The 7,905-nt window shown below is 32.6% G+C and carries 10 protein-coding genes; 1 reads left to right on the top strand and 9 read right to left on the bottom strand.

Annotation, left to right across the window (positions count from 1 at the left end; all coding sequences use genetic code 11):
• Positions 1-7: 7 nt before the first annotated feature.
• The 5 genes from PHI88_01695 to PHI88_01715 are packed head-to-tail and all read right to left on the bottom strand — an operon-like array spanning position 8 to position 4,180.
• Positions 8-862: a ketose-bisphosphate aldolase gene (locus tag PHI88_01695; GenBank protein MDD5551855.1), complete on the bottom strand. Its 855-nt coding sequence runs from the start codon at positions 860-862 to the stop codon at positions 8-10.
• Positions 844-2,466, bottom strand: a complete 1,623-nt coding sequence (gpmI, locus tag PHI88_01700; protein ID MDD5551856.1) for a 2,3-bisphosphoglycerate-independent phosphoglycerate mutase — start codon at positions 2,464-2,466, stop codon at positions 844-846. Before gpmI ends, PHI88_01695 begins: the two co-directional genes overlap by 19 nt.
• On the bottom strand, positions 2,441-3,238 hold the full coding sequence (tpiA, locus tag PHI88_01705; GenBank protein MDD5551857.1) for a triose-phosphate isomerase: 798 nt from the start codon (positions 3,236-3,238) through the stop codon (positions 2,441-2,443). Before tpiA ends, gpmI begins: the two co-directional genes overlap by 26 nt.
• 12 nt (positions 3,239-3,250) lie before the next feature.
• Positions 3,251-3,907 (bottom strand): glycerol-3-phosphate acyltransferase, encoded by a 657-nt coding sequence (locus PHI88_01710; protein ID MDD5551858.1) that lies wholly within the window; start codon positions 3,905-3,907, stop codon positions 3,251-3,253.
• 54 nt (positions 3,908-3,961) lie between these two features.
• Positions 3,962-4,180: a DUF5652 family protein gene (locus PHI88_01715; protein MDD5551859.1), complete on the bottom strand. Its 219-nt coding sequence runs from the start codon at positions 4,178-4,180 to the stop codon at positions 3,962-3,964.
• A 360-nt stretch (positions 4,181-4,540) separates the two neighbouring features.
• Here PHI88_01715 and PHI88_01720 point away from each other — a divergent pair, with 360 nt between their 5' ends.
• The gene (locus PHI88_01720) at positions 4,541-4,828 is read left to right on the top strand and encodes an RNA-binding protein (protein ID MDD5551860.1); all 288 of its coding nucleotides are present in this window, start codon (positions 4,541-4,543) and stop codon (positions 4,826-4,828) included.
• Positions 4,829-4,888: 60 nt separating this feature from the next.
• Here the strand turns inward: PHI88_01720 and PHI88_01725 are convergent, their stop codons facing one another.
• The 4 genes from PHI88_01725 to PHI88_01740 all read right to left on the bottom strand — a co-directional run.
• Positions 4,889-5,065, bottom strand: coding sequence for a hypothetical protein (locus PHI88_01725; protein MDD5551861.1), 177 nt, complete (start codon positions 5,063-5,065; stop codon positions 4,889-4,891).
• 150 nt (positions 5,066-5,215) lie between these two features.
• Complete coding sequence (locus tag PHI88_01730; GenBank protein MDD5551862.1) at positions 5,216-5,935, bottom strand: hypothetical protein; 720 nt, start codon at positions 5,933-5,935, stop codon at positions 5,216-5,218.
• Between the two features lie 65 nt (positions 5,936-6,000).
• Positions 6,001-7,176 carry a phosphopyruvate hydratase gene (gene eno / locus PHI88_01735; protein ID MDD5551863.1) on the bottom strand — a complete coding sequence of 392 codons (1,176 nt, stop codon included), beginning with the start codon at positions 7,174-7,176 and terminating at the stop codon, positions 6,001-6,003.
• A 21-nt stretch (positions 7,177-7,197) separates the two neighbouring features.
• The coding region (locus tag PHI88_01740) for a DNA translocase FtsK (protein ID MDD5551864.1) at positions 7,198-7,905 on the bottom strand (708 nt) is incomplete at its 5' end.

Here is a 7,905-nt window from a genome sequence, read left to right on the forward strand (position 1 = left end):
TAAATTATCAACTATTATTAAATAAATTAATTTTTTCTAGAACGACTTTCTCGATTTCTTTAGATATTGTTGGAAATAGTTTATAAGGAATTACTTCTTTTTTATTTTCGTTTAGGGTTTTTTCAAGGCCTTTTCTCCAGGCAATTCTAATCTCTGTATTAATATTGATTTTTCTTATTCCTTTTTGGATAGCTTTTTTTATCGATTTTTTTGAAATACCCGACCCCCCATGTAAAACTAAAAAGGCCCTAGCGCCTACTTTATTTTTTATCATATTTAACCTATCAAGGTCAAGGTGGGGCATTTTCGCCCAAACTCCATGAATGTTACCTATAACTACAGCCAAACCGTCAACTTTCGTTTCCCTCACAAAAAAATCTGCTTCTTCAGGAGAAGTTAAATCTTCCTTTTTAATCTTCGCATAATCTTTATGTAAAAAAGAACCGCCCCTTAAATATCCCAATTCTCCCTCAATAATTACTCCTTTCTTTTTAGCATAAATTACAACTTCTTTTGTTTTCTTTATATTAGTTTTAAGAGAAAAACTCGAACCATCAAAGTGAACCATATCGTATCCCGCCTCTATTGCTTTTTTAATATAAGAAAAAGATTTGCCATGGTCTAAATTTAAAATTACAGGAAAACCCAATTCTTTCTCCGCTATATCTCTAAGTTTAACTGCAAGGCTCGGAGTTAAAAACTTACTCTCACTTTCTGAAGTTCCAAAAATAAATGTTTTTTTTGTTTTTTTTGCGGCAGATAAAATAGCCTTAAATTGTGAGATATCCGAAAAGTTAAATTGTCCAATAGCAATTTTTTTCTTCTGGGCATCTCTAAATATTCTTATTTTTGATTTTTCCATAATTTTATTTTTGATTTTTTCATAATTAATCCTTTTCTTGTCATTTCTTTTGGTTTTTTAATTCCCATAATTTCTAATATTGTTGGTGCGACATCTCCAAGAACGCCTTCTTTTAATCTTATGTTTTTATATTTTTTTTCTTTACTGATTAAAATAAAAGGGGTTTTGTTTTTCGAATGCTTCGTATCAACTTCTCTTGTCTCGGTATTTAACATCTCTTCGATATTGCCATGATCGGAAGTAACAACGCATATAAAATTATTTTTCAGCGCTTCATTAATTAGGCTTTTTATTAGTTTGTCTAACACTTCAAGACATTTAATACCAGCTTTTAAATCTCCTGTATGGGCTATCATATCGGGATTGGCATAATTTACACAAATGAAGTTGTAATTTCCTTTTTTTATTTTTTCTTTCAGTATCTTTGTTAATTTAACAGCGCTCATCTCTGGAGTTTTATCATAACAATCAACATCCGGGGAAGGAACCCTTATTGTTTCTTCTCCTACAACAGGAACTGACCAACCGCCATTAAAGAAGAAAGTAACATGTGCATATTTTTCCGATTCTGCAATATATAATTGCTTTCCATCGCAAATTCCTTCTCTTTCACAAAGGGCGAAAGGTAAAGAATTTACAACGTCTCTTGATGGAAATGCTGTTAATATTTTTGATAATTCTGGCCCAAAATCAGTCATTGCTACAAATCTTATATTCTTGGGTATTTTTTTTCTTTTGAAAGCACCAGGGTTTAAAGTATTAAAATCTTCTTGCGTAAAGGGCTTTGTTAATTCTCTTGCTCTATCTGATCTTAAATTGAAAAATATTACAATATCATTTTCATCTATGGTTGCTGTTGGCTTTCCGTCTTTCATAATCACTGACGGCATAATAAATTCATCGGTAAGTCCCTGATTATAAGATTTTACAATTGCGTCTTCCGCGCTTTCTACCTCAACCCCTTTTCCTAAAGTTAAAAGATTGTAAACCTTTTCAATGTTGCTCCAATTCTTTTTTCTGTCCATTGCATAGAATCTTCCAACAATACTTGCGACAACTTCGCCATTTTTAAAATTCTTTTTAAGGTGTCTTAAAAATTCGATAGAGCCATGAGGAGAAGAATCTCTGCCGTCGGTAAATAGATGTAAAATTGGTTTGATTTTCTCTCTTTTTGCAAGTTCAAACAAACCATAAAGATGATCGGGATAAACATGTGGGCTTTCTTTACCGCTCAAAAGACCCATTAAGTGAAATTTTGATTTATGCTTTTTTAAATGATATATTGCTTGACGGAAAGCTTCGTTTTTAAAAAACGTTCCATCTTTTATACTATTTGAAATAAAAATTGCATCTTGCAAAACAACTCTTCCTGCTCCAAGATTCATATGCCCAGCTTCTGAATTACCATCTTGATTATTTGGAAGACCAGCATACTTCCCATGACATAAAAGTTTTGTGTGTGGATAATTTTTCCAGGCATAATCAAGATAGGGCGTTTTTGCAAGAGTAAACGCATTTCCTTCTTTTTTATCAGATAAACCCAGGCCATCTATAATTATCAAGAGTATATTTTGTTTTTTATTTTCTAAAATATTCTTTATCATGTTTTTCTTTTAAGGAGTCAATAATTTTTATAAATTCTCCGGGCTTTAACGATGCTCCCCCAACAAGCAATCCTTCAAATCCCCCTTCAATATAATTTCTTGCGTTTTTCCCATTTACGCTTCCTCCATATAAAAAGCTAATTCTATCAACTGTATTTTGAGATAGTATTTTAAGAAGTTCTTTTTTTATATACATTAAAATACTCATTGCTTCGTCACTTTTACAATTTTTCCCCGTTCCAATCGCCCAAACCGGTTCATAAGCGATAATTATATTTGTTGTGTGACGCCCAGATAATAATCCGATAGTATTTTCAATTTGCGCACGTAAAACGTCAAATGTTAAATTTTCTTTTCGATCCTCTTCTGTCTCGCCAATACACAAAACTACTTTTAATCCAATTTTTAATGCTGTTTTTAACTTCTTTGAAATAATTTCATCCGTTTCTTCTAAAATTTTTCTTCTTTCGGAATGGCCTAAAATTACATACTGACAGCCCATACCCCTCAGCATGGTTGGAGAAATTTCTCCTGTAAATGCTCCTTTTTCTTCCCAAAAACAATTTTGCCCGCCAAGTTTTAATTTTAAATTTTCCTGCTTAATAAGTTCTTTCTTTAAACCTTCTATATATATTGAAGGAGGGCAAATAATAATTTCTATTCCTTCCTTACTTTTTATTTCTTTTCGAATAGAATTTAAAATTGCCTTAGCTCCATCAATATTTTCTGGATTCATTTTCCAATTAGCTACAATAATTTTTTGTTTTGTCATAAAAATTTTTTACTACCACGTTTTTTTCTCACTCTTTATTCTTTCTTTTGTGTCTCTATCTAAAAACAGTCTATATAAAATTATTTTTTTATTATTTTTTATTTTAGAAAAACTTCCGGGCTCACCAAGAATTCTTTGTAAAAAAATCAAAAATAGTGTCACGAAAGAAAAAATATAGACTTCTTTATGTCCAAGGTAAGTACCAACACCGCCGCAAATAATATAAAAAAGCATCATTCCAATGGGAGCTCCCATTTCTCTTGAAATGAACTTAAGAGAAATCCAGAACAAAATAGTGGGAAGCGCGATAAAAGGATTTAACCCAAGCATTGCACCAATACTTGTAGCTCCACCTCTTCCTCCCCAAAATTTTAAAAAAATTGGCCACATCTGCCCACAAACTGCAAGAATTCCAGAAATTGCCTGAAACAAAGGAGAAAGGCCTAAATAATAAGCACCACTTACAGCTATTAACCCTTTTAAAATATCAAAACCACCCGATAAAAGACCGGGGGCTATTCCAATATTGTGCATTACATTTGAACCGCTAATTTTTTTCCTCCCAATTTTTCTTATATCCTGACCGGTAAACCATTTTACAACTAGATAACCATTAGGGATAGAAGCAAATAAGTAAGAAAATAAAAGCCACAAAATTGCTAAAAGCATATGTTTAAATTAGTTTATTTTATCATAAATTATATCTTGCCTCCAATTCTCACATTATTCTTTTGAAGTTTTGTTTTCTTTTCTCTTGCTAAAAATAAAAATATATAAAATTTCTAATATCCCAAGGGTATTTAAAATCAATAATGTTATAAACCATGCCTTATCTTCTTTCCTTGCAGACTTCCATAGAGCAACTCCTTTCCATGGTAATGTCCATAAAATTGAAATTATTACTAAGAAACTAACCCATACTGGCATTGTATCGTAATACATGTTTTAATTTTTAAATTATTATTTATTTTTTGACCTTTTACGAAAAGGCATTATTCCTCTTTTGGCAACTTCTCCTTTAAGCCGTGGCGGTTTTCGAATTGGAGTTTGCGGCCTTTTATTAAAACCACTTCTTCCTTTAGATACCATATTTTTATTTAAATTTAAACTAAACGACCTTTTTGCATTATAACAAAATAAAAAATTAAATAAAATTCATAAGAAATATTGTATTTTCATTTAGAAATGATATACTAAATAAGTTCCTGTAAGCATCTTCAGCGCAAATTTTATTGTGTGGGGGGTGCGGGCACGGTCGAACAGGATAAAGCAGTTAAAACTGCGCCCGTAATTTGAAAAAATATGGCAAAGAAACTTTTCGTAGGAAACATCCCCTACAGTTCAAGCGAAGACGACTTGAAGAAAATGTTCAGTGAAGCAGGTACAGTTGAATCCGTTGCTATTATTACAGACAGGCATTCTGGAAGAAGCAAGGGTTTTGGATTTGTTGAAATGGCAACAGACGAAGAAGCTAAAAAAGCTGTTGATACGATAAATGGCAAAGAAGTGGAAGGCAGAGCTTTAGTTGTTAATGAAGCAAGGCCAATGAAACCACGAGGAGAAGGATTTGACAGCAACAGAGAAGAATAAAAAAATCTAAAAGTCAAAAAAAACAGGCCCCCTCTGGGCCTGTTTTCTTATTTATAAGTATTAATTCTTTACATCTCCTAAGTGACCATAACCTCTTTTTACTTTCTTTCTTGTTTTCTTTCGCATATCCGCACAAATTGATTTTCTAATATTTGTATTATCTTTAAATCTGCCTTTTTTATCTCTCTCTACATAACGGCATTTGCCTTTCACTTTTATTCTTTGTCTTTTTGGCATTTTAAAATTTATTTTTATTCTGGCCTTTTTTATATTATTACTCTTGTGAAAATTTAGTCAAATAATTTTAGAAAGTTATTCAACAAAAAAGGGCGATTTTTTCGCCCTTTTTTTTGAGTTAATTCTAAAGAATTATTTCTCGTAAACCAACTATTCTGTAGTTGTTGGAGTCGACGGAGTATCTGTAGATGATTCACCCTTATTTAATTCTTGAATTTCCTCAAGTGTCATATCTATCCTATAAATCTCCCAATATCCATTTTTTTTCCTCATTACAAATTTAACTGATTTCCCCGATTCATCTTTTATCGCAACTTTAGCATCATTGCCACTCTTTTCCACTTTTGTATTGAGAAAAAGACTAAATAGCCCCATTCCATAATCCTGAACAATCGGAAGGTTGCCTTGTTCTATTTGATTTTCCATCTCTTTGTTTTGGGATTTCTTTAATTGATCTATAATCGCTTCTTGTTGTTGTATGGCTTCTTCTGCTTGTTCTTCTCCGTATTGTTTCACTAATTCCTCTCGAATTTCCGCAATGTACTTATCAAATAAATCATCGATGATTGAATCTGCATTGAAATATTTACTGAAACTTTTGTAATCTTTTGCTTTTGCAGCTTCTCGCATCATATAAAGAGAATATTGAGGAGTACTTTTTGCATAAAACCACGCACCACCAACAGCAAGTAAAATTACACCCAAAATCACCAACAAAACTATCCACCATTTTCCTCCTTTAGATTTTTTTGGTTTGTCTGGCATAACTGGCTGATCTTTTGATGGTCCCTGAGGTGGTGTTGCTTCGGGCGAAGTCTGAGGATTTTGAGATTGGGTTGGCTGACCCATTGGTTGTTCTTCGTCTTGCATATTATATATTTTCTATTAAATCACCGACCTTTAAATAATTCTTTAATTATCTCTCTTTTGCTAATTTAAGTCAATTTTTCTTTTTCTATCTCAAGCAATCTATTGTACTTGGCAACTCGCTCGCCCCTTGCAGGAGCTCCTGTTTTAATTCCCCAGGCTCCGCAGGCAACAGAAAGATCAGAAATAAAACTATCATTTGTTTCTCCGCTTCTATGAGAAATAATAACGTCGATGTTATTTTCTGTGGCAAGATTAATTGCTTTTATAGTTTCTGTAAGTGTTCCTATCTGATTTGGTTTTATAATCACGCCAGAAATTGAATCTTCCTTAATCGCTTCTTTTAAACGATTAACATTGGTAACTGTAAGATCGTCCCCAACAACAAGACATCCCTTAATCTTTGCTTTAAGATTTTTAAAAGATTCAAAATCATCTTCATAAAAAGGATCTTCTAGATAATTAATTTTATATTTTTCAGAAAGATTTAAATAAAAGTCTTCTATTTTCTCTTTCGAAAAATTTTTATTATCTAATTCGTAATTTTCTCCGTTAAATAATTGGGAAGCTGCAACATCAAGACCAATACTTACATTACTTTCAACTTTTCCTCTTTCTATTATCTCTTTTAAAATTTTTAATGGTTCTTCAGAGTTCTCAAACTCTTTAACGTAACCTCCTTCATCTCCTATATTTGTTTTAAGAGTCTCACCTAATCTTCTGTAAATCTCGCTTCCTAGAAAAACTCCTTCGTTAAATGTCTCCGTTTTTAATATAATTAAATATTCCTGAATTTCAGGACCTCCAAAACTATGAATTCCTCCATTAATCAAGTTCATAAGAAGTCTTGGTTTTTCTCCTTTTTTTCTTAGGAATTGTGAGAGAAATTTATAGAGTGGTTTCTTTTCTATTTTTGCCTGAATTTTTGCCAATGCGATACTTACACCAAGTATTGCATTTGCTCCAAAAACTTTCTTCTGAAGAGTACCTTCGCTCTCAAGTAAAGTTTTATCAATGTCTTGAAAATTAACTTCTTTGCCTAAAATTTTGGGAACAATTAACTTACTTATACTTTTTATTGCGTTGTCTGTAGATAAAGAAATAGCCTCATATTTCCCTTTGCTTTTCCCTTGGGGCACAGAAAAAGAAGCTTTAAAGTTTTCTGATTTCACTTCAACTTTAATTGTTTCTTCGCTTCTTGAATTTAATATTTTTATAGCACTAACTGCTCTTATCTTTTCCATAAATTTGAACGAAGTGAAAAATTATATAATCTCTTCCTCTTCACTGTTTTCTTCGTTATCTACATAAACATCTCGCGGCTTAGCTCCCTGAGAAGGACCGACAACACCATTTTCTTCAAGCATATCAAGAAGCCTTGCAGCTCTTGCATATCCAACCTTAAGTCGGCGTTGCAAAAGTGAGGCTGATGCCTTCCTTGCTCTTACAACAACTCTTTTTGCCTCCTCGTAAAATTCATCTTCTCCTGTATCTCCGAATTCTGAAGTTTCCTGTTCTGAGGCTTTTTCAAGCGTCTCAACTAATTTATCTTCAAGTTCTTTACCTGTTTTTTTCTCGGTCTTTTGGATATAATCAACAACTTTTTTAACTTCTCTGGAAGAGACAAGAGCTGACTGAACTCTCTTTGGCTTTCCAACTTCACCCGATACAAATAACATATCTCCTCTTCCTAATAATTTATCTGCCCCTGCCATATCAATAATTGTTCTTGAATCAACTTGTGAGGCAACCTTAAATGCTATACGCGAAGTAATGTTGGCTTTAATAAGCCCTGTTAAAACCTCAACTGATGGACGCTGAGTCGCAAGTATTAAATGAATTCCAGTAGCTCTTGACATTTGCGCTAATCTTACAACTCCGGCTTCAAATTCTTTCCCCTTTGCAGCCATAATGTCAGCTAACTCATCAATAAAAACAACTATATAGGGAAGTTTTTTTGGAGTTTCTTTATT

It is taken from the genome of Candidatus Paceibacterota bacterium, assembly GCA_028716825.1.
Lineage (GTDB): Bacteria > Patescibacteriota > Minisyncoccia > Minisyncoccales.